Below are 20,477 nucleotides of genomic sequence, written 5' to 3'. Positions count from 1 at the left end.
GTTCGGGTCATCCTCTCGGTTCCGCCATTCGTCATCGCTCCTCACCACTCGTCCCGCGGATGCCGCCGTCCGTCCCATCCCGCTCGATCCGTCCGCGAAGGCTGCTTTCATCGTCCCGGTGCTCCGCTTCGGATGCCGTCTGAGGGAGGGAAGGGTCATGTCGTTGCGGCGAGCGGGTGTTTGCGCGGGCCTTGTCTGGAGCCAGCTGATGGTGGTGCCGGCCTTTGGCTGGCAGCACTGGGGCGGCGATGCCGGTGGAACGCGGTTCTCGCCGCTGGCGCAGATCACGCCTTCCAATGTCGATCGGCTGGTGCCGGCCTGGGACTATCACACCGGAGATCTGCAGAGCCGGCCGCCTGCAGCAGCCCTGCGCACCAAGTTCGAGGCGACGCCGATCCTGGTCGAGGACAGCGTGGTGTTCTGCACACCGTTCAACGAGGTGGTCGCGCTCGATCCCGGCACCGGCGCGCAGCGCTGGCGTTTCGACCCCAAGGTCGGTGACGGGCGGCGCCCGGCCAATCGCTATGCCTGCCGCGGCGTTGCCTATTGGGTGGACGAGCGGGCGCCCGCCGGCACGGCATGCCGCAGCCGGCTGTTCATGGGGACGGTCGATGCTCGCCTGATCGCCCTCGACGCCCGGACGGGACAGCCCTGCGCCGGCTTTGGATCGAACGGCGAAGTGCGGATCGACATCGGCAAGGACCTGCTGTGGCCGGGCGAGTTCCAGATCACCTCGGCGCCAGTGGCGGGCAGGGACGTCGTCGTGGTCGGCTCATCGATCGGCGACAATGTGCGGGTCGATGCGCCCAGAGGCACGGTCAACGGCTTCGATGCGCGCACCGGCGAGTCGCGCTGGAGTTTCGATCCGTTGATCCATGACGGCATCGCGGCGGGACATGCGAACGTCTGGGCGCCGATGTCGGTCGACGAGGCGCGCGGCCTCGTGTTCCTTCCGACCTCCTCGCCCAGTCCGGATTTCTTCGGTGGTGCGCGTCCGGGTGACAACCGGCACGCCGATTCCGTGGTCGCTTTGCGGATCGAAAGCGGCGCGCTGGCCTGGTCGTTTCAGACCACCCATCATGACGTCTGGGACTACGATCTGCCGGCGCAGCCGATGCTGGCGCGGATCGAGACCGGGCAGGGGGCGCGTGACGTCGTGATGCAGCCGACCAAGCAAGGCTTCGTGTTCGTGCTCGACCGCGACACCGGCGCGCCGGTCTGGCCGGTGGAGGAGCGCGCAGTGCCGCAAGGCGCGGTCGAGGGTGACGTTCTGTCGCCGACGCAGCCGTTCCCGACCCATGTGCCGCCGCTGCTCGATCAGCGCTTCGCGGCGGGTGATATTTTCAGGGCCGTGCCGCGCGTCCTGGATTCCTCTTGCGACGATCAGCTCGCGCCGTTGCGCAATGAGGGTCTCTACACGCCACCGACGACTCAGGGCACGCTGCTGTTTCCGATGACCGGCGGCGGCGTGAACTGGGGCGGCGCGGCGTTCGATCCCGTCCACCAGATCCTCTACGCCAATGTCAGCCGCGCCATCCACATCGTCAGGCTGATCCCGCGCGCGGAAGCCGACCGGATGAAGGCGCCGCGCGGTGTTGATTTTGGACTGCAGCGCGGAGCGCCGTTCGCGGTGACACGGGCGGTCGCGATGTCCAGGCTCGGCCTGTTGTGCAACCGGCCGCCATGGGGCGAAATGGTTGCGGTCGACCTCAAGGCCGGAAAGATCCTGTGGCGCTCGACCGTCGGCACCACCGAGGATCGCGCGCCGCTCGGGCTGGCGTTCAAGTGGGGCACGCCGCTCGTCAACGGCGTCGTGGTCACAGCCGGCGGCCTCGTCTTCACCGGCGCGATGGACGCCTATCTGCGCGCCTTCGACGCTGTCTCAGGTCAGGAGCTCTGGCAGGGCCGGTTGCCCGCGCCGGGCGTCGCCAATCCGATGACCTATCAATGGAAGGGCGAGCAATTCGTGGTGATCGCAGCGGGGGGCCATTCGGAGGCGGGAACGTCGCTCGGCGACAGCGTCGTGGCGTTTCGGCTGGCGCGGGATGGCGAAGGGCCCTCGCTATGGTCACGGACGATTGATCGTCCGGGCGGACGGTTCTCCGCCGGCGCCCTGCTCGCGGCCGGGGTGCTGGTTGGTCTGTTCGTGGCGTTGTGGCGATGGCGCCTGCGGCGGGCCTAACGGTCCGGTACCGCCATCAGTCGAATGCGACGCCGATCCGCTTGTCGTGGCTCCAGACTGCGTGGCAGCGCCGCGTGAACTTGTCGGCCGGGATCACCAGCGTGAAGGCTTCGGGCAGACCGACCGGGCTGACCACCTCGACCCTGGCGCCGGTATCGGACATGTTGCGGACCATGCAATCGACCGCGCCGCCGCCGTCGAACGCCAGCCTGCCCTGCTTCAGCACCCGATGCCTCGGTGCAATGCGCTTGTCACTCGTCTCGCTCATGGCCTGTAACCCGGTGCCGAATGGCGTCACCTTTCGCGTCAAAAGCACCTAAAATAAATCACGCTCGCGTTTCGATCAGATGAATCCGGCCCGCGAGGCCCGGGCCGTCGCCTTCACGTTTCGTTAACCCCGGCCGGGCCGCGCGGATCAGAGCATCGCGAAGGCGCTCGACACCATGGCCACCGGCTTGCCATCGCCGGCGCTGGTCAGTGTGACCCGGCCGAAGCTCATGGTGCGGCCCATCCGCACCACGCGCGCATCCGCCAGCACGTCGGCGGAAGCAATGGCGCGCATGAAATGCGTGGTCTGGTCGACAGTGGTCATCGGCCGGTAGCCGCCGCTGGCGGTGACCATCCCGATCACCATCGCGGTATCGGCAAAAGCCATCAGCGCCTGGCCGCAGACAACGCCATTGTCGCGGCAGAGCCGCGGCGAGAACGGCATGCGCAGGATGGCGCCGGCTTCGCCCAGCGGGGACGGCGCGATGTCCTCGACGATCAGGCCAAGATCCTTGATCCAGGGAGCGAACACGTCATCGAGGATTCGCCTCGCGTCGTCGATGGTGAAGTTCGGGGTCTCATTCGGCACGCGCGGAGGTCCTCCCATGGTCTTGTCGATTTGTCTCGTCGACTTTTGTCGCCGCGATCGGCGGAGCCGCCGGAATGTTGCCGCAGAGCGGCGGCTTGAAAAGGCCGGAGTTGGAAAACTATGATGATGGCACACCGTGGAACAGACGGCAGGTGCGCGCAGACGGTGCGGCCGCGAACATCCCGCCTGCGGTCCACCGTTCCGGCACAGTGTCGCGGGCTTGGCGCATGGCGAGGCGATGGTATAAGGCGCCTCTACCGGGGAGTAACCAATGAAGAAGCTGATCGTGACGATGGCGGTCGCCGTGCTGGCAGGCTGGGCGGTTCCCGCGATGGCGCAAATGCCCAATATCAACCTTCTCGCCGACGGTCCCTCGAAGACGCCCGAGGAAAAGGAAGCTGAAGCGGCGCGGGAGCAGGCCTACAAGGACACCATGCGCAAGATTCCGGACGCCAAGACGAGCGCCGATCCCTGGGGCAACGTCCGCGCGGCGGAGCAGCCCAAGGCGGCGCCTGCCATGAAGACCACCGCGGCCAAGAAGCCGAAGGCTGTCGGCAGCACCAATTGAGATTCATCGCGTTCGGGTCGGGCGGGCTCTGACCCTCCGGGCCAATTGCGGACTCGGATTCCTCGCGGCCCCGTCTATATTGACGGTGTGGCAGCGCGTTGGAGTTCGTCGATGGGGATGCGGCCCCGGGACATTGCCAGCCGGATGGCGGCCCGGCGCCAGAAGGGCGCCGCACAGGCTCGCGACGGCTACGTTCGCGACACGTTCACGCTGCCGCGCGAGCAAGCGCGCGCCAAGGCCCGCGACTATCTGACCCGCTATCCCAAGGCCGGCTACATGAGCGCCGTCGAAAGCTGGCGCGAGCTTCCCGACGGGGCGATCGAGTTCACGATGCGGCGGCTTCCCAGCGCCGATTGAACGATTCCGGCAAGCGCCTCATTCCTTTTCGCCAAGAAGCTTGCGTGTGTCGCGATTGATGAAATGAAGCCGCGTGCAGGCCTTGCAGACCACGGTTTCATAGGAGCACGTGGGATCGCCTGGCTTCGGCTCTTCCAGCCAATGCTGCACGTTCATCCCCGTTCGCGGACATTTGAAGATCAGATTACCCATACAAATTTAAATGTCTGCCAGGATGCAGACAGGCATTTTGATCTCGATCAAGCTCGGCTGCCGAAATGACGCGCACTCGACCTCGCGGCCACAGGCTGAGGTTGTGGTTCTCGTCGGTGACAATCCACAAGAGGTCTGGCGAGCCGTCAGGCCTGATCCAGCGACTCGGCGACGATCCGGATGCGGAAGACCGGCTGCCGTGCCTCGTCGAGCAGCTCCATCTGCCATTCGGAGTTTTCGGCGAGCTTGCGCGAGATGCTGCTGGCCATGTCGGCACAGACGGTGGTCATCTCTTTCCAGGCTGCGTTGCGGTCGGCGCACTCGGTCCCATACTCGGACGCGCCTGAGAAGTGGCCGTTGCGGATACGAAAGAAATAGAGCGGCATTGCCAAAACCGGTGAGCCCTGACCGCCCCAGGCCGCTGGGTTTGATGTACGCACCACAAATGGAAGCGCAAAACCCACTCGGATCAATTCCGGTAAAATACGGTCGGTCGCGCTGTTCGCTTCGGTTAGGCTGATTGCCGTTGGTGATGTGCGGCGCAACCGGGCACAGCGAAGGCCGACGAATGAGCCTCGGACCGCCGCGGTCCGAGGCTCGGCGTCAACGTCGTAGCTTCCCAGCAAGGGCAGTCCGGCAATGACACAATTAAATTAGTACGAAACCTGTCGGCGTGCCTTGCGTCAGATCAAGGTTGCAATCTCGATCAACCGCCGCGGGACGCACTTGGCTGCGGTCGAAGATCCGTTCCGGCACGACTGTCAGTCGGTAAACAATCTGCGTCGCGCCGTCGACCATTTCCAGGAGTTCGTCGCAGGCCGGACAACGCCTCTCTCCCGCGGCGCCTTGCTGCGAGTGAAGCTCGATCCTTTGAAGGCCGGCCCTGCAGGACGGACACGTCACGTCATCTCTTGTCATCGCCGATATGAAGCGCAGCGCCCGCAATCCGTTCCCCGACATCACGACAATGACGGAGGGAGATGCATCCCGAGCGGAGCTATCAACGTCGAAAGCCCCGGACGTCGTCCGGGGCTTTCTTTCGGCGCGGATGGTTTCAGGGCCGTGCGCCTACGGGTGACGGAGCCTGCAAATGTTGGAGCTGGCAGGCTGCAAGGGATCGGTCGACGCCGCATCACTGACAATACATCACGGACAATACGGGTCAGCCATCATCGCAACGAACAAACAAATCCGGGGCTGATCAAAAATTTGCTCAGACGTACGACAACCACGATCCTATAACGCAACCCAAAGTTTATGACAATGGTTTGTGGCTTGAAGATGTCGTGAGCGCCGGCGTGCCGCGTGATGCGGATCACGCGGGTCTTGTCCGGGCCATTCCTCAGGCCGCATCAGGAGCTGCGCGAATGGCGCGCTAGCCCATCCTCGGGCATGGTCCGACACAGGGGCGTTCGAGGTTCGTCGTTTCATCTGTCGCTCGTCATATGGCGGTCGTCGAGCTGCTCGGATGCCGCTTGGTGCGGAACTTCATGGCCGGACTCTGCTTGCAGGGCGGCTGCACATCTGCATCGAAATCGTGCGTCTGCACGCACGATGAGCCGAACAAAAGCAGAAGAGGCGAGGGAACTTCGTTCTTCTCAGGAGAACCACGGACCGTGCGATCTACGCACGCGTGTAGGAGTTTGGTAGTTTCAAGGAAAAGTCTTGACGAGCTCGATCGGTCCAACGATCGCGGCATTGAAGTCGGCGAGGTCTTCGCTGGGAATCCAGTACTCGAGATGCTCTCGGCCGCCGGCCTCATGCACTTCGTACGCGTCGATGAAGCGTCGCAGGATCGCGAAGCGCAGCACATGGCCGCAGCCGCTCGCCGGTACGTTCCAGTCCCTCGCGATCTTCACGGCATAGGCCTCGGTCAGCACCGGGTAGAAGATCGGCTGCTCCGGAAGGCGCGGCGGAAACGCCCGCATGCCCGAGGCCGCGATCAAGGCGAACTCCTTTGGGCCGACCGGGCGCCACAGCGTGAGGGTCTGTTCCTTGTTGGATCCGGTCATGCTGGTCCCGAAAATTGGAAGCGGTAGGGGGCTCACAGAGAAGGACCAGCAGGATGATAGGGCACGGTCGAGACCACAATAGCAACTTATAATTGAAGTGGCGTCTGTCACTGGCGCGAGAGGCGAGGTTGGAGCGCTCGGACAGGCCGGTCGTAATTCGCATGATCGCCGGTCGGCGGCTGCGCCGCTCGCGCGCATGGCCTCCGCCTTCAGCCGAGCCAGGATCCTCTCGCGGTCGCCGTCATCGGCGTCCGACTTCGCTTCCGGGCGCGCTCGTCGGGCAGCGCTTCCTCGGCGGTGCTCGGTGCACTGGGCGCCGGCCCCTCGAGCGGCAGGCGTGTCCCCGCGGTTGTCAGGGGTTTGCGAAGAGACAGGGGTTTGCGAAGAGAAGAGGCGTGATTGTCGAGAAGAACATATTGCGAACAAAGAACGGATGGAGTACATTCACCTCAAGATTGCTGGCCGACCTCGTTAACCGTTTGTCCATCTCGCGAATCCCCGCCATAAGGAGCGCCAATGTCCGCCACCGCCCTGCGTATCGTCGAAGGTTCCTCAATGGATAAGAGTAAGGCGCTCTCTGCTGCGCTGTCCCAGATCGAACGTCAGTTCGGCAAGGGCTCGGTGATGAAGCTGGGCAAGAACGACCGCTCGATGGATGTCGAGACGGTGTCGACCGGCTCGCTCGGGCTCGACATCGCGTTGGGGATCGGTGGGCTGCCGAAAGGGCGCATCGTCGAGATCTACGGTCCGGAATCCTCGGGCAAGACCACGCTGGCGCTGCACACGGTGGCGGAAGCGCAGAAGAAGGGCGGCATCTGTGCCTTCATCGATGCCGAGCATGCGCTCGATCCGGTCTATGCGCGCAAGCTGGGCGTCAACATCGATGAGCTCCTGATCTCACAGCCGGATACGGGTGAGCAGGCGCTGGAGATCTGCGACACCCTGGTGCGTTCCGGTGCGGTCGACGTGCTGGTGGTCGACTCGGTGGCGGCGCTGGTGCCGAAGGCCGAGCTCGAAGGCGAGATGGGCGAGTCGCTGCCGGGCCTGCAGGCCCGCCTGATGAGCCAGGCTCTGCGCAAGCTGACGGCCTCGATCAACAAGTCCAACACGATGGTGATCTTCATCAACCAGATCCGCATGAAGATCGGTGTGATGTACGGCTCGCCGGAGACCACCACCGGCGGCAATGCGCTGAAATTCTATGCCTCGGTCCGCCTCGACATCCGCCGCATCGGCGCGATCAAGGAGCGCGACGAGGTGATCGGCAATTCCACCCGTGTGAAGGTGGTGAAGAACAAGCTGGCGCCGCCGTTCAAGCAGGTCGAGTTCGACATCATGTATGGCGAGGGCGTCTCCAAGATGGGCGAGATCCTCGATCTCGGCGTCAAGGCCGGCATCGTTGAGAAGTCCGGCGCCTGGTTCTCTTACGATAGCCAGCGTCTCGGGCAGGGACGTGAGAATTCGAAATCGTTCCTCAAGACCAATCCGGACATGACCGCCAAGATCGAAGCCGCGATCCGCCAGAACTCCGGCCTGATCGCCGAGCAGATCCTGGCCGGCAATGCCGAGCGCGACGCCGACGGCGAGGAGCCGGCGGAGGAGTAGAGCTACGACGGCGGCGGGTGCCATGGACGTCGTGTTGCCGACGTTCCGGCGCCCGTTTGCAGATGTGTAGTGTTCTGCCGAAATCTGCGTTGCTGCATGACCAATGCAGTGAGCCCGGGTTTCTGAGCGCCGGATACGATCTTCAGCGCGAATAATCGAAAGCGTGCGAGCGGACGAGCGGACCGGATCCGCGCGGCGGCACCGACGTTTCCGGCGCCGGTCCTGGGCGCGGGGAGCCGATTGCGAACGTGTTGATAGCGCCTTGAGCCAATCAGGTCGTGCCGGAGCCAACAGCATGACGCGTTTGATTTTAGCGGCCGATGATCCCAGCGCCGGAGCGCTTCGGAGGGGCGGCTTTGCCGACCTGGTGGTGCCAATTCTCCATCGTTTCGTGTGGGGACCGCTGCCATCCGATGCCGAATTATCGGCTTATCTCGTCCAGCGCACCGTGCGACGGAAGCGGGGGCATTGGTTGGATTTCGCCTCGCGCGTCGACTTCATGGCGGTCGGCGGGCGGAGTCAGAGTTTTCTCGAACTTGTCGACCGTTGCGATAGCGTCGAACTGTGGATGGGGACCCGTCCGAACGATCAGTTGGTGCTGATCTGGCTCTTGGATTATCTGCGCGATTACGCCGAGTTCGCGACGAAGATCGTGTTGCGACACCTCGATGCGCCAGTCTTCGACGCCTTGGCCAGACAACCCGCCGGCCGGACCATTGCCGGCGTGGCGCTCGCGCGTGAGCATCTCGACCTGGGCCATCTGGCATGGCAGGCGTTTCGGACGCCGACGCCGCAAGCCTGGTTCGATCTGTTGAAGCAGGATCTCAGTGCACTGCCGCAGCTTCGCCGCTGCGTGCAGGAGATGCTCGATGAGCTTCCCGGTGTTGCCACGGGCCTGGGAGCATCGGAACTGCGAATCCTCGAATTGCTGTCAGCCGGCTATCAGCACCCCTTCGACCTGTTGCCGCATCATCGGGATCGCTTTCAACGCCGCGTCTATGACTATTGGGAAGGAGGCACGTTGCTTGACGGTCTGGCACTCGCGCCGGTGCCGGCAATTTCGGGCCTCGACGAATGGCCGTTCTCGGTCGAGATGCACGACAGCCGTGAATGCCTCGAGCGCTACAAGGCCAGCAGGCTGTCGCTGACGCCGCTCGGCAAGGCGATCCTCGCCGGCGAGGAGGATTTCAGCAGCCATAATCCGATCCGGCGCTGGTGGGGCGGCACCGAATTGATCAACGCCAATCTCTGGCGTTGGCATGCGGCGCTCATCGCTCCGGATCCGGGCACGTCTGACGTCATTGATTGTCGCGAGCCGTGGCGCCCGATCGCTCGGAACATGCGTGAGGAAGCTTACTCCGCCGCCTGGGCGTAGTCCGCCACCGGCGGACAGGAGCACACCAGATTGCGGTCGCCGTAGACGTTGTCGACGCGGCCGACCGGGCACCAGTACTTGTCGGTGCGCGAGGTGCCCGCGGGGAAGCAGCCCTCGCTGCGCCGGTAGGCCCTGTTCCAATCGTCGTCGGCGATGTCGTGCACCGTGTGCGGCGCGTGGCGCAACGGCGAGGCCTCGATTCCGAAGCGGCCCTGTTCGACCTCGGCGATCTCCTTGCGGATCGCGATCATGGCGTCGCAGAAGCGGTCGAGCTCAGCCTTGGACTCCGATTCCGTCGGCTCGATCATCAGGGTGCCCGCCACCGGGAAGCTCATGGTCGGCGCGTGGAAGCCGTAGTCGATCAGCCGCTTGGCGATGTCGTCGACGGTGACGCCGCTGCTCTGCTTGAGCGGCCGCGGGTCGATGATGCATTCATGCGCGACGCGGCCGCGCTCATTGCGGTAGAGCACCGGGAAATGCGCATCGAGCCGCGCCGCGACGTAGTTGGCGTTGAGGATCGCAATCTCGGTGGCGCGGGTCAGGCCGTCGCCGCCCATCAGCAGCATGTAGATGTAGGAGATGGTCAGGATCGAGGCCGAGCCGTAGGGGGCGGCCGAGACCGGCCCGATCGGATGCGCGCTCGCGCCGTCGGTCGCTGGGTGACCGGGCAGGAAGGGCGCCAGATGCGCCTTGACCCCGATCGGACCCATGCCGGGGCCGCCGCCGCCATGCGGAATGCAGAACGTCTTGTGCAGGTTGAAATGGCTGACATCGGCGCCGTAATCGCCGGGTCTGGAGAGGCCGACCTGCGCATTGAGGTTGGCGCCGTCGAGATAGACCTGTCCGCCGTGGGCATGGACGATGTCGCAGATGTCGCGGATGTGCTCCTCGAACACGCCATGCGTCGAGGGATAGGTGATCATGATGGCGGCGAGCTTGGCGCTATGCACTTCCGCCTTGGCCTTGAGATCGGCGAGATCGACATTGCCGCCTGCATCGCAGCCGACCACGACCACCTCCATGCCGGCCATATGCGCCGAGGCCGGGTTGGTGCCGTGGGCGGAGGAGGGGATGAGGCAGATGGTGCGGTGGCCCTCGCCGCGGGCGGCATGGTAGCCCCGAATGGCCAGAAGCCCGGCATATTCGCCCTGCGCGCCCGAGTTCGGCTGCAGCGACACGGCGTCATAGCCGGAGATGCGGCACAGCCAGTCGGTCAGATCGGCGAACATCGTGTGATAGCCGGCCGCCTGCGCGCGCGGCACGAACGGGTGCAGGCTGGAAAATTCCGGCCAGGTCAGCGGGATCATCTCGGTGGTCGCGTTCAGCTTCATCGTACACGAGCCAAGCGGAATCATCGCGCGATCGAGCGCGAGGTCGCGGTCCGCGAGCTTGCGCAAATAGCGCAGCATCTCGGTCTCGGAGCGATGCGCGTGGAACACCGGATGCGCGAGGTACGGCCGCTGCCGCTTGAGCTCGGCCGGCAGCGCCTCGCGGGCTTCCGCCTCGATCGTCGTGTAGGAGAGGTCGCCGCCGAATGCGCGCCAGACGGCTTCGACGACATCGGCCGTCGTGGTCTCATCGAGTGCGATCCGCAGCCTGCTGCCGTCGCGCCCGAGATTGATCCGCTCGCCTTCGGCGCGGGCGATGATCGACCCGGACTTGACGCCGGCCTCGACGGTGATCGTGTCGAAGAAGGTCTCGCTTTCCGGCGCAAAGCCGAGCTTGCGCAGCCCCGCAGCCAGCACAGCGGTCCGCCGATGCGCGGTGCGGGCGATCGCCTTCAGCCCATCCGGGCCATGATAGACCGCATACATCGCGGCGATCACCGCCAGCAGCACTTGCGCGGTGCAGATGTTCGACGTTGCCTTCTCGCGCCTGATGTGCTGCTCGCGGGTCTGCAGCGCCAGCCGATAGGCGGGGGCACCGCGCGAATCGACGGACAGGCCGACGATGCGGCCGGGCAGCGACCGCTTCAGCGCATCGCGCACCGCCATGTAGGCCGCATGCGGTCCGCCATAGCCCATCGGCACGCCGAAGCGCTGCGCCGAGCCGATCGCGATGTCGGCGCCGAGTTCGCCCGGCGAGGCAATCACGGTCACGGCCAGCAGGTCGGCGGCCAGAATCGCCAGTGCGCCCTTGTCGTGCAGCTTGGCGATCGCGGCGCGCGGATCGCGCAGCGCGCCCGTCGTATCCGGATATTGCAGCAGGCCGCCGAACACCTCGGCGCCGTCCAGATCCTTGGCGGGATCGCCGACGATCAGCTGCCAGCCGAGCGGCTCCGCGCGGGTGCGCAGCACCGCCAGCGTCTGCGGATGCACGTTCCGATCGACGAAGAATGCCCTGGTCTTCGCCCGTGCCGACCGCTCGGCCAGCGCCATCGCTTCCGCGGCCGCCGTGGCTTCGTCCAGCAGCGAGGCGTTGGCGACGTCGAGCCCGGTGAGATCGCAGATCATGGTCTGGAAGTTGAACAGCGCCTCCAGCCGCCCCTGGCTGATCTCCGGCTGATAGGGGGTGTAGGCCGTGTACCAGGCCGGGTTCTCCAGGATGTTGCGCTGGATCACCGCCGGCATCAGCGTGCCGGAATAGCCCTGGCCGATCAGCGAGGTGAAAACCTGATTCCGCGCCGCGAGTGCGCGCATCTGTGACAACGCTTCGGGCTCGCTCAGCGCCGGCCCCAGGGTGAGCGGCGCCGTCTGCCGGATCGTGCCGGGCAGCGTCTGCGCCATCAGCTCCGCCACGCTCTTGGTGCCGACGGTCTCCAGCATCGCCGCGACGTCGCGCGGCGAGGGACCGATATGGCGGCGGGCAAAGCTGGCGGCGGCATCATCGAGCGGCGTGAGCGGCGTGGTCATGAGCAAATCCTCTATGCCTCGTCATGCCCCGCGACGGCGGGGCATCCAGTAAACAGCGACGGCGAGATCGGCAGGCCGTAGCCCGGGCGAGCGCAGCGACCCCGGGACCGCCGGTCCCGCATATCGCTCCGCTCATGCGGGCTACGCACCGCGCGTCTCACGCCGTGTGCGCCTTGTAGGCGGCCTCATCCATCAGCCCGCCGAGCTCGCTCTTGTCGGCGATCTTGAGCTTGAAGAACCAGGCCTTGCCGCCGGCGTCGGTGTTGACGAGCGCGGGCTCGTCGACGATCGCCTGGTTGACCTCGACCACCTCGCCGGTGATCGGCGCGTAGACGTCGGAGGCGGCCTTGACCGATTCGACCACGGCGGCGGCTTCCGACTTCTTCAGCGCCCGGCCGACCTGCGGCAGCTCCACGAACACGACGTCGCCGAGCTGGGCCTGCGCATAGTCGGTGATGCCGATGGTGGCTGTGTCGCCATCGATGCTGAGCCATTCATGGTCGGAGGTGTAGAGCGTAGTCATGGACGTCCTTCAGCGCTTGTAGGTGTTGGGAACGAAGGGCATGGCGGCGACCCGCAGCGGCAGGCGTTGGCCGCGCACATCGGCGAACAACGGGGTGTCGAGCGCAGAGAGAGTGGTCGGCACGTAACCCATCGCGACCGGCGCATTCAGCGTCGGGCCGAAGCCACCAGAGGTGACCTTGCCGACCGGCTCGCCTGAATCGGCCGAAGCGAACAGCGCTGCTCCCTCGCGCACCGGCGCGCGGCCCTCGGGCCGCAAACCGACGCGGCGGCGTGTCGCACCGCCATCGAACTGCGCGAGGATCTTGTCAGCGCCGGGGAAGCCGCCGGCGCGCGCGCCGCCGGTGCGGCGGACCTTCTGCACCGACCATTCCAGCGCAGCTTCCACGGGCGTTGTCGCCGTGTCGATGTCGTGGCCGTAGAGGCAGAGCCCGGCCTCGAGCCGCAGGCTGTCGCGGGCGCCCAGTCCGATCGGCAGCACGTCCTTGTCGGACAGCATCGCCTCGGCGAGCCGCTCGGCCTGATCGGCAGGCACCGAGATCTCGTAGCCGTCCTCGCCGGTGTAGCCCGAGCGCGAAACGTAGCAGGCGAGCCCATCGACGCTGCGCGGCCCCGCGTCCATGAACCGCATCGCCTCGGCCTCTGCACAGAATTTCGTCAGCACGGACGCCGCCTTCGGCCCCTGCAGCGCCAGCAGCGCGCGGTCGGTCAGCGGTTGGACCTCGCAGACGTCGGACAGCCCGTCGCGCAGCAGCGCGATGTCCGCCTCCTTGCAGGCGGCGTTGACCACCAGCACCAGGTGCTCGCCGAAATTCGCCACCATCAGGTCGTCGAGGATGCCGCCCTCGGCGTTGGTGAACTGGGCATAGCGCTGCCGGCCGGGCGGGATGCCGATGACGTCCTGCGGCACCAGCCGCTCCAGCGCCGCCGCGGCGTCGGCGACGTTGCCGGATTTCGGCAGCAGCGCGACCTGGCCCATGTGGGAGACGTCGAACAGCCCGGCCGCGCTGCGGGTATGGAGGTGTTCCTTGAGTACGCCGGGCGCGTATTGCACCGGCATCTCATAGCCCGCAAAGGGCACCATCTTGCCGCCGAGGCTGACATGCAGCGCATGCAGCGGCGTTCGCTTCAAAGAATGGGGGGCAGCCGGTTCAGCCATCGATCAGGGGTCCTCGCGCGGTTCCTCGGGACCAGTCCCGAAAAACGCCACCGAAGCCCCATCTGTCGCTGTGCCTGAGAGTATTATCCCGTCGGCGGACGCGTCCCGGGATCAGGCCCGGCCAGCGTCTCTTTCCAGATGCAGTTGCAGTCGCGAGGGTCCTTTTGCCTGAGAGTTTCCGGGGCGGTTGCTCCTTCGGCGCCGACCCTTGACGTTCAACCAGAACCTCAGAAGGCCAGTCTCTCCCGACGCGACTGTCGTCTATGTCCGGGACCAAACACCAGCCCGCGCAAGCTGTCAACGCGTCACGGCGGCTTTCAACCAGCTTTAGGAGCCGTGCAGCAAGCCCATGATGTTTCTGCACAGTTTCTGGACACGCGAAGTCGCCTTGTCTAAAAGCATTGCCGCCGAATTCCCGGACTTCTTCGATTGGATTGCTATGAGCGGCGTCAACGAGATCAGGTCGACCTTCCTCAATTTCTTCGCTGCGAACGGCCACGAGATCGTGCCGTCCTCGCCGCTGGTGCCGCGCAACGACCCGACTTTGATGTTCACGAACGCCGGCATGGTGCAGTTCAAGAACGTCTTCACCGGGGTCGAGAAGCGGCCCTACAACCGCGCCACCACGTCGCAGAAATGCGTCCGCGCCGGCGGCAAGCACAACGACCTCGACAATGTCGGCTACACCGCCCGGCACCACACCTTCTTCGAGATGCTCGGCAACTTCTCCTTCGGAGATTACTTCAAGGAGAACGCCATCGAGCTCGCCTGGAAGCTGGTCACCAAGGAGTTCGGCCTCCCGAAGGACAAGCTGACCGCGACCGTCTACATCGACGACGACGAGGCGTTCGGGCTCTGGAAGAAGATCGCCGGCCTGCCGGAATCGCGCATCATCCGCATCGCCGGTTCGGACAATTTCTGGCAGATGGGCGACACCGGCCCGTGCGGCCCGTGCTCGGAGATCTTCTACGACCACGGCGACAAGATCTGGGGCGGCCCGCCGGGATCGCCGGAGGCGGACGGCGACCGCTTCATCGAGATCTGGAACCTCGTGTTCATGCAGTACGAGCAGCTCGAGGGCGGGGTCCGCAATCCCCTTCCGAAGCCGTCGATCGACACCGGCGCGGGCCTCGAGCGCGTCGCCGCGGTGCTGCAGGGCAAGCACGACAATTACGACATCGACCTGTTCGTCGCGCTGATCCGCGCCATCGCCGACCTCACCAATGCCGACCCGCAGGGGCCGCAGAAGGCGTCGCTTCGCGTCATCGCCGACCATTTGCGCGCCTCGTCGTTCCTGATCTCGGACGGCGTGCTGCCGTCCAACGAGGGCCGCGGCTATGTGCTGCGCCGGATCATGCGCCGCGCGATGCGCCACGCCCAGCTGCTCGGCGCCCGTGAGCCGCTGATGCACAAGCTCGTCGGCACGCTCTCGCGCGAGATGGGCCAGGCCTATCCCGAGCTGATCCGCGCCGAGGCGCTGATCAAGGAGACGCTGCGGCTCGAGGAGACCCGCTTCCGCAAGACCCTGGAGCGCGGGCTGGCCATCCTCGACGAGAAGTCGGCCTCGCTCACCAAGGGCGACATGTTCGACGGCGACGTCGCCTTCACCCTGTACGACACCTACGGCTTCCCGCTGGACCTCACGCAGGACGCGCTGAAGTCGCGTGGCATCAGCGTCGACCAGGCCTCGTTCACCGATGCCATGGACCGCCAGCGGGCCAAGGCCCGCGCAGCCTGGGCCGGAAGCGGCGAGGCGGCGACCGAGGCCGTCTGGTTCCCGCTGCGCGAGAAGCTCGGGGCCACCGAGTTCCTCGGCTATGAGACCGAGACCGCGGAGGGCGCGGTGACCGCGCTAGTCAAGGACGGCGCCGAGGTCGAGAGCCTCAAGGCCGGCGAGAGCGGCGTCATTGTCCTGAACCAGACGCCGTTCTACGGCGAGTCCGGCGGCCAGGTCGGCGACACCGGCGTGCTCACCGGTGAGGGCGTCCGCGTCCGCATCACCGACACCCAGAAGAAGGCCGGCGACCTGTTCGCACATATCGGCACGGTGGAGCAGGGCACGCTCAAGCTCGGCACCGCGCTGCAGCTCGACGTCGATCACTCCCGGCGCTCGGCGATCCGCGCCAATCACTCCGCGACCCATATCCTGCACGAGGCGCTGCGCCAGGTGCTCGGCGACCACATCGCCCAGCGCGGCTCGCTGGTCTCTCCGGACCGCCTGCGCTTCGACTTCGTCCATCCGAAGCCGATCACCCCGGAGGAGCTCGCCCGCGTCGAGGACATCGCCAACGACGTCGTGCTCGAGAATGCCGAGGTCACGACCCGGCTGATGGGGCTCGACGACGCCCGCGAGGCCGGCGCCCGCGCGCTGTTCGGCGAGAAATATGGCGACGAGGTCCGCGTCGTCTCGATGGGCAATGCCGCGCGCGAGCTGGGCTCGAATGCCATGGGCTGGTCGGTCGAGCTGTGCGGCGGCACCCACGTCAAGCGCACCGGCGACATCGGCCTGATCGCGGTCACCTCGGAGAGCGCAGTGGCCTCCGGCGTCCGCCGCATCGAGGCGCTGACGGCGCGCGGCGCGCGGGCGCATGCCAACCACAATCTCTCGCTCGCCAAGGCGGCGGCAGCCGAGCTGCGCACCACGGTCGAGGATGTGCCAGCGCGCATCACCGCGCTGATGGAGGAACGCAAGAAGCTCGAGCGCGAGCTGTCGGACGCGCGCAAGAAGCTCGCGATGGGCAGCGGCACCTCGATCGGCAACGGCTCGCCGGCAGCCGGGATTCGTGACGTCTCCGGTATCAAGCTGATGGCCCGCGCCGTCTCCGGAATCGAGATGAAGGACCTCAAGTCGCTCGCCGACGAGGCCAAGAAGCAGCTCGGCTCCGGTGTGGTCGCGCTGGTCGCGACCTCCGAGGACGGCAAGGCCGGCGTCGTGGTCGGCGTCACCGCCGATCTCACATCGCGCTTCAATGCGGTCGACCTCGTGCGCGCCGCGTCCGAGGCGCTCGGCGGCAAGGGCGGCGGCGGCCGTCCTGACATGGCCCAGGCCGGCGGCCCGGACGGCACCAAGGCGGAGGCTGCGCTGGCCGCGATCGAGAGTGCGATCGGCAAGGCAGGCTGATCGTGCCGACGCTCGGGCCGGGCGAGAGCGTTCGCGATCCCGATCTGCGCGACCGGCTGTACGAGCTGCTCGAGCACGACCATCTGCCGAGCACGCACGGCTCGCGCATCGTCCAGTTCATCGTGCTCGTCATCACGCTCGACGTGCTGGCGGTGGTGCTGGCCTCCGACCCGGACATCGCGGCTTCCATTGGCGGATTGCTGCGAGCGATCAAGGTCTGTTCGCTGATCGTGTTTGCCGCGGAGTATGTCGCTCGGCTCTGGAGCGTGGCGGGGCACATGCCGCGGCGCCAGTCGCCGCACCGCGAGCGGCTCGCCTACGCCTTGTCCGCGCTCGGCCTGATTGATCTCCTGTCCTTCGTGCCGGCGTCCATCGCGCTGGTGCTTGGCGATCGCACGCTGGAAGCCCTGTGCATCGTGCTGCCGTTCCTGAAGCTGGTGCGCTATTCGCCGGCGCTGCGCTCGCTCTTGTCCGCCGTGCAGGCCGAGCGGCGCATCCTGATCGGCTGCCTCGTCATCCTGGCCGGCGCGGTGCTGCTGTTCGCCTCGCTGCTCTACGCGGTCGAGCGCGATGTCCAGCCCGACAAGTTCGGCACCATCCCGCATGCGATGTGGTGGGCGATCGTGACGCTCGGCACCGTCGGCTACGGCGACGTCGTGCCGGTGACGCCGCTCGGCCGCATCATCACGGTGTTCGCGATCATCTGGGGCTTTGCCATGATCGCGCTGCCGGTCGCGATCATCTCCACCGCGTTCGCCGAGGAGATCAAGCGGCGCGATTTCGTCGTCACCTGGGGCATGCTGGCGCGGGTGCCGCTGTTCTCGCATCTTTCGGCGTCCGAAATCGCCGACATCATGCGGCTGTTGCGTGCGCGTACGATCGAAGCCGGCGAGGTGCTGGTGCGGCGTGGCGATCCGGCGTCCTCGATGTATTTCATCACCACGGGTGAGGTCGAGATCGAGCTGCCGACGCAATGCGTCAAGCTCGCCGACGGCACCTTCTTCGGCGAGATCGCGCTGCTGCACCGGACCAAACGCTCGGGCACCGTGACGGCGACGCGCAAGACCCGGCTGCTGGTGCTCGACGCGCAGGATTTCCACGCGCTGATCGCGCGGATGCCGGCGCTCGCCGCGCATGTCCGGACCATCGCCAAGGCGCGCATGGCCGATTCCGGCGATCTTGCCCTCGCCGAGCTGTCGCAGGCCGAGCACGACGACCAGCCGGACGCGTAGGACGCTGCTCCCGGATCGCTCGCAGTCCCCCGTCCCATCTTCCAACCAGTCAAACAGCCGGGCGTGCACACACGGTCCCGCGGCGCGGTCGCGCCCGGGGGATGCGGAAAGCATTCACCCTCGAAAGACGATGAGGGCGCAGGGAATGCCGGGTGAGGGCCTCACCCATGGCCCGCCTGCGGAAAAAATGCAGGCGGCAGGTACCACAGGTGGTGCCGAACACTCCGGCATTCCCTGCGCGGCGGTTTTAACGCTTATACGCGATCTCCTCGGTGCACCGGGCTTGTTGGCCACCGTTCGCGACAATGCGCTTCAAGCGCATCGCGCGGGACATCAGCATCGGGATGCCAGGACCACGCGACTTCACGTCCGCGAGCGCATCATTCGTCCGCACCCGAAAGCGCGCTGATGCCCTCACGTCCACCGCATTGCCGGCCCAACGTCTCGTGACGACGCGTACGCCCCTCATCCGGACCGGAACGCGGATAGAATAGACATGATTTGCTGATTTTCGGAAGTGGTTTATTTTTCCGCGAAGCTCTTGAAACGAAAGATGTGGCTGAACGGGATGGGAAAATGGAAGCATTGACGCAGGCGATTTTGACCCGTGATCAGGAATGGTCCCGTGCTTTCGTCGGCGCGATAATGCCCGCCGGGCAAATCGGCCAAGCTCGATGCCTCGTCGAAGATGGCGGCCGATCTCGCAAATTCCACCGGGAGGTGCTATCTTTATGTCTTAGGCTCCCTTTTCTCGGAAATGACCAATGTCGCAAATCAAGTCTCGGGTCGTCCCGTCGGCGCTGCCGCCCAGTGAAGCCGAGCTTGCGGATTGGCAGGCATTGAGTCGCGAGGAGCAGATCGCTTGCTTCAAAGAGTTCTTCGCGCACCCTGATTGCGAGACGTTCACTGCCGAGACTGCTGAGGACATCATCGCGGCTGCTCGGCAGCGTGTTGCTGCGCGCCGTGGGTAGCTATCGCCTCACCATTCGAGCACGCGATCCAACTCGCTCAGATCTACGAATACGCCGAACTGCAATTTGGTGCTTATCAGGCGGAAGCCTACGCGTCCGGGCTGATCCGGACCTTCGAGCTGCTCTCAGATTTCCCGGCCATAGGTCAATCAGCCGAGGACTTCCGGCGCGGGCTACGACGGTTTCGATTCCAGGCGCATGTCGTCTACTACACGATATCGGTTGATGTGGTCGAGATCCGGGGTGTAGTGCACCACGCGTGCCAAATCAGATCCAGTCTGTTTGATTGACGCAGTCGGCAGGCCGGGGACTCCATCCAGAACTGGAGAACTCCGTGTTTACCCAAACCATCGCGGCGGCAGGCAACACCGAAATTCCAGCATATCTGACGCTGATCAAGCTCGGATACGAAATCGATCGTCGCTATGAGAGCGACGGCGAACTCTGGAGCGCAACGAAGGGGACGCTTCAACTCGTCGCCGAGAGCCCCCTGCAGCTGCTTGGACTTGCGCTGATGTACATGGAGCGCGGCGCCGACTGGCAGGCAGATGACGACGAGATCGATGCCTTCCTAAAGCGATTCTACCCGTGAGGTCGCGTTGTGATTCATGGAGGCCATTCGCCGGCCAGCATTGCAGCCCGTTCATCTTCCGTGAATTCGATCGCAATGCGTCCCAGCGCGCGTTGGCCGCGCGCGATCGCTATAACGCCAAGGAGTTGGCTGACAACGTCGGCATCCTGCGCCGTCGCGAGGTCGCGGAGTGCCATGTGGAGCAACTGGCCCCACGCCGCTTCGTAGCTCTCGCGCAGGTCAGCCGGCATCGCCGGATTGCGAGAGCCGTCTCGCGCAAGCTCGATGATCGCGATCATCGTGTAGGTCTGCCAGTCGGCAACACCGCGGCGCTCGCGAATTCGGACCAGACCGGGTACGGCGGCGAAGGATGCTTCGCCGACGTCACCTTGGTGGTGCAGCTCATTCCAGAGTTCGTCCCAGGCTGAGCTATCGCCACCTTCGAGGCGTTGCAGGGCTGGGCGCGGGTCGTAGGGAACGCGATAGCCGCCGAGGAGGCTGGCCCAGCGCGCTTCTGACAAATCGGGGTCTGACACTTTCATGCAGCAAGTCTCGTCCAGCTTGGGCGTGATCTCATGCGAGCTGAAAGGCGCAGGTCAACAGCCACGCCACGGTTCTCCAAATTGGTTGCCTTGTCGTGCGTCCGACGCATCTCGATAGCCGCAACGGCGCGGAACACAATATTCCGTAATGCGGCATGTGACACTCATGTCACACTTACGGTTATACCGACTCCCCAATATAATATGACTATTCAAAGGCACCTCGGCGCTTGCTAGGATCGCCTTCCAATCTCAGGTTGACGAATGCGCTCCTCGAATGGGCGGCGGCCGGGATTGAGCCGTGGGGAAGCGCGTGCCGGGACGGAGGCTCTGGGCCGGACGCGACAGAACAACAGCCAG

At 65.4% G+C, this 20,477-nt stretch carries 18 protein-coding genes and 1 riboswitch; of the genes, 10 read left to right on the top strand and 8 right to left on the bottom strand.

Features of this window, described 5'->3' with window-relative positions; genetic code table 11:
• Positions 1-208 precede the first annotated feature (208 nt).
• Positions 209-2,182 (top strand): pyrroloquinoline quinone-dependent dehydrogenase, encoded by a 1,974-nt coding sequence (locus tag QX128_RS24195; RefSeq protein ID WP_316238714.1) that lies wholly within the window; start codon positions 209-211, stop codon positions 2,180-2,182.
• A 16-nt stretch (positions 2,183-2,198) separates the two neighbouring features.
• On the opposite strand, the gene QX128_RS24190 is transcribed toward QX128_RS24195, so the two are convergent.
• On the bottom strand, positions 2,199-2,450 hold the full coding sequence (locus tag QX128_RS24190) for a PilZ domain-containing protein (RefSeq protein WP_315716061.1): 252 nt from the start codon (positions 2,448-2,450) through the stop codon (positions 2,199-2,201).
• A 147-nt stretch (positions 2,451-2,597) separates the two neighbouring features.
• Positions 2,598-3,056, bottom strand: coding sequence for a PaaI family thioesterase (locus tag QX128_RS24185; RefSeq protein WP_409997964.1), 459 nt, complete (start codon positions 3,054-3,056; stop codon positions 2,598-2,600).
• Positions 3,057-3,309: 253 nt separating this feature from the next.
• On the opposite strand from QX128_RS24185, the gene QX128_RS24180 reads away from it, so the two are divergent.
• Positions 3,310-3,606, top strand: a complete 297-nt coding sequence (locus QX128_RS24180; RefSeq protein WP_316182504.1) for a hypothetical protein — start codon at positions 3,310-3,312, stop codon at positions 3,604-3,606.
• A gap of 111 nt (positions 3,607-3,717) precedes the next feature.
• Positions 3,718-3,963 carry a hypothetical protein gene (locus QX128_RS24175; protein ID WP_315804260.1) on the top strand — a complete coding sequence of 82 codons (246 nt, stop codon included), beginning with the start codon at positions 3,718-3,720 and terminating at the stop codon, positions 3,961-3,963.
• Positions 3,964-4,301: 338 nt separating this feature from the next.
• Here QX128_RS24175 and QX128_RS24170 read toward each other — a convergent pair whose 3' ends face one another.
• Positions 4,302-4,541: a DUF6894 family protein gene (locus tag QX128_RS24170; RefSeq protein ID WP_012045383.1), complete on the bottom strand. Its 240-nt coding sequence runs from the start codon at positions 4,539-4,541 to the stop codon at positions 4,302-4,304.
• Between the two features lie 1,266 nt (positions 4,542-5,807).
• The gene (locus QX128_RS24165) at positions 5,808-6,101 is read right to left on the bottom strand and encodes a hypothetical protein (protein WP_315804347.1); all 294 of its coding nucleotides are present in this window, start codon (positions 6,099-6,101) and stop codon (positions 5,808-5,810) included.
• Positions 6,102-6,683: 582 nt separating this feature from the next.
• On the opposite strand from QX128_RS24165, the gene recA reads away from it, so the two are divergent.
• Both recA and QX128_RS24155 read left to right on the top strand, forming a co-directional pair.
• Positions 6,684-7,772: a recombinase RecA gene (gene recA, locus QX128_RS24160; protein WP_315804259.1), complete on the top strand. Its 1,089-nt coding sequence runs from the start codon at positions 6,684-6,686 to the stop codon at positions 7,770-7,772.
• A gap of 295 nt (positions 7,773-8,067) precedes the next feature.
• Positions 8,068-9,147, top strand: a complete 1,080-nt coding sequence (locus QX128_RS24155) for a DUF1835 domain-containing protein (RefSeq protein WP_316238713.1) — start codon at positions 8,068-8,070, stop codon at positions 9,145-9,147.
• Here QX128_RS24155 and gcvP read toward each other — a convergent pair.
• The 3 genes from gcvP to gcvT all read right to left on the bottom strand — a co-directional run bounded on the left by gcvP (position 9,126) and on the right by gcvT (position 13,680).
• On the bottom strand, positions 9,126-11,999 hold the full coding sequence (gene gcvP, locus QX128_RS24150; RefSeq protein ID WP_316238712.1) for an aminomethyl-transferring glycine dehydrogenase: 2,874 nt from the start codon (positions 11,997-11,999) through the stop codon (positions 9,126-9,128). The genes QX128_RS24155 and gcvP overlap by 22 nt on opposite strands.
• 157 nt (positions 12,000-12,156) lie before the next feature.
• Entirely contained in the window at positions 12,157-12,522 is a 366-nt protein-coding gene (gene gcvH / locus QX128_RS24145; RefSeq protein WP_316238711.1) for a glycine cleavage system protein GcvH, read from the bottom strand.
• A 9-nt stretch (positions 12,523-12,531) separates the two neighbouring features.
• Entirely contained in the window at positions 12,532-13,680 is a 1,149-nt protein-coding gene (gcvT, locus tag QX128_RS24140) for a glycine cleavage system aminomethyltransferase GcvT (protein WP_316238710.1), read from the bottom strand.
• A 146-nt stretch (positions 13,681-13,826) separates the two neighbouring features.
• Positions 13,827-13,938: riboswitch (glycine riboswitch) on the bottom strand.
• Positions 13,939-14,119: 181 nt separating this feature from the next.
• Between gcvT and alaS the strand changes: the two genes are divergently transcribed.
• The 5 genes from alaS (at position 14,120) to QX128_RS24115 (ending at position 19,596) form a co-directional block, all read left to right on the top strand.
• On the top strand, positions 14,120-16,801 hold the full coding sequence (gene alaS, locus QX128_RS24135; RefSeq protein WP_316238748.1) for an alanine--tRNA ligase: 2,682 nt from the start codon (positions 14,120-14,122) through the stop codon (positions 16,799-16,801).
• A 2-nt stretch (positions 16,802-16,803) separates the two neighbouring features.
• Positions 16,804-18,033, top strand: coding sequence for a cyclic nucleotide-gated ion channel (locus QX128_RS24130; protein WP_316238709.1), 1,230 nt, complete (start codon positions 16,804-16,806; stop codon positions 18,031-18,033).
• Between the two features lie 764 nt (positions 18,034-18,797).
• Positions 18,798-19,004: a hypothetical protein gene (locus tag QX128_RS24125; protein WP_316238708.1), complete on the top strand. Its 207-nt coding sequence runs from the start codon at positions 18,798-18,800 to the stop codon at positions 19,002-19,004.
• 2 nt (positions 19,005-19,006) lie between these two features.
• The gene (locus QX128_RS24120; RefSeq protein ID WP_316238747.1) at positions 19,007-19,294 is read left to right on the top strand and encodes a type II toxin-antitoxin system RelE/ParE family toxin; all 288 of its coding nucleotides are present in this window, start codon (positions 19,007-19,009) and stop codon (positions 19,292-19,294) included.
• Positions 19,291-19,596 (top strand): hypothetical protein, encoded by a 306-nt coding sequence (locus QX128_RS24115; RefSeq protein WP_316238707.1) that lies wholly within the window; start codon positions 19,291-19,293, stop codon positions 19,594-19,596. The genes QX128_RS24120 and QX128_RS24115 overlap by 4 nt, the downstream gene beginning before the upstream one ends.
• Before the next feature lie 14 nt (positions 19,597-19,610).
• Here the strand turns inward: QX128_RS24115 and QX128_RS24110 are convergent, their stop codons facing one another.
• Complete coding sequence (locus QX128_RS24110) at positions 19,611-20,117, bottom strand: hypothetical protein (RefSeq protein WP_316238706.1); 507 nt, start codon at positions 20,115-20,117, stop codon at positions 19,611-19,613.
• Positions 20,118-20,477: the final 360 nt, after the last annotated feature.

Origin of the sequence: Bradyrhizobium sp. SZCCHNR1015 (assembly GCF_032489875.1) — a bacterium.
Classification (GTDB): domain Bacteria; phylum Pseudomonadota; class Alphaproteobacteria; order Rhizobiales; family Xanthobacteraceae; genus Bradyrhizobium.
The sequence above is the reverse complement of the archived record's forward strand: the minus strand, read 5'-3'. Positions and strand labels throughout refer to the sequence as shown.

Excerpts from the sequence above, each read along its gene's own strand:
- QX128_RS24180 (WP_316182504.1), top strand. The coding sequence starts at position 3,310 with ATGAAGAAGCTGATCGTGACGATGGCGGTCGCCGTGCTGGCAGGCTGG.
- QX128_RS24125 (WP_316238708.1), top strand. The coding sequence starts at position 18,798 with ATGTCGCAAATCAAGTCTCGGGTCGTCCCGTCGGCGCTGCCGCCCAGT.
- recA (WP_315804259.1), top strand. The coding sequence starts at position 6,684 with ATGTCCGCCACCGCCCTGCGTATCGTCGAAGGTTCCTCAATGGATAAG.
- QX128_RS24110 (WP_316238706.1), bottom strand. The coding sequence starts at position 20,117 with ATGAAAGTGTCAGACCCCGATTTGTCAGAAGCGCGCTGGGCCAGCCTC.
- QX128_RS24185 (WP_409997964.1), bottom strand. The coding sequence starts at position 3,056 with ATGGGAGGACCTCCGCGCGTGCCGAATGAGACCCCGAACTTCACCATC.
- gcvT (WP_316238710.1), bottom strand. The coding sequence starts at position 13,680 with ATGGCTGAACCGGCTGCCCCCCATTCTTTGAAGCGAACGCCGCTGCAT.
- QX128_RS24155 (WP_316238713.1), top strand. The coding sequence starts at position 8,068 with ATGACGCGTTTGATTTTAGCGGCCGATGATCCCAGCGCCGGAGCGCTT.
- QX128_RS24175 (WP_315804260.1), top strand. The coding sequence starts at position 3,718 with ATGGGGATGCGGCCCCGGGACATTGCCAGCCGGATGGCGGCCCGGCGC.
- gcvH (WP_316238711.1), bottom strand. The coding sequence starts at position 12,522 with ATGACTACGCTCTACACCTCCGACCATGAATGGCTCAGCATCGATGGC.
- gcvP (WP_316238712.1), bottom strand. The coding sequence starts at position 11,999 with ATGACCACGCCGCTCACGCCGCTCGATGATGCCGCCGCCAGCTTTGCC.
- QX128_RS24195 (WP_316238714.1), top strand. The coding sequence starts at position 209 with ATGGTGGTGCCGGCCTTTGGCTGGCAGCACTGGGGCGGCGATGCCGGT.
- QX128_RS24190 (WP_315716061.1), bottom strand. The coding sequence starts at position 2,450 with ATGAGCGAGACGAGTGACAAGCGCATTGCACCGAGGCATCGGGTGCTG.
- QX128_RS24170 (WP_012045383.1), bottom strand. The coding sequence starts at position 4,541 with ATGCCGCTCTATTTCTTTCGTATCCGCAACGGCCACTTCTCAGGCGCG.
- alaS (WP_316238748.1), top strand. The coding sequence starts at position 14,120 with ATGAGCGGCGTCAACGAGATCAGGTCGACCTTCCTCAATTTCTTCGCT.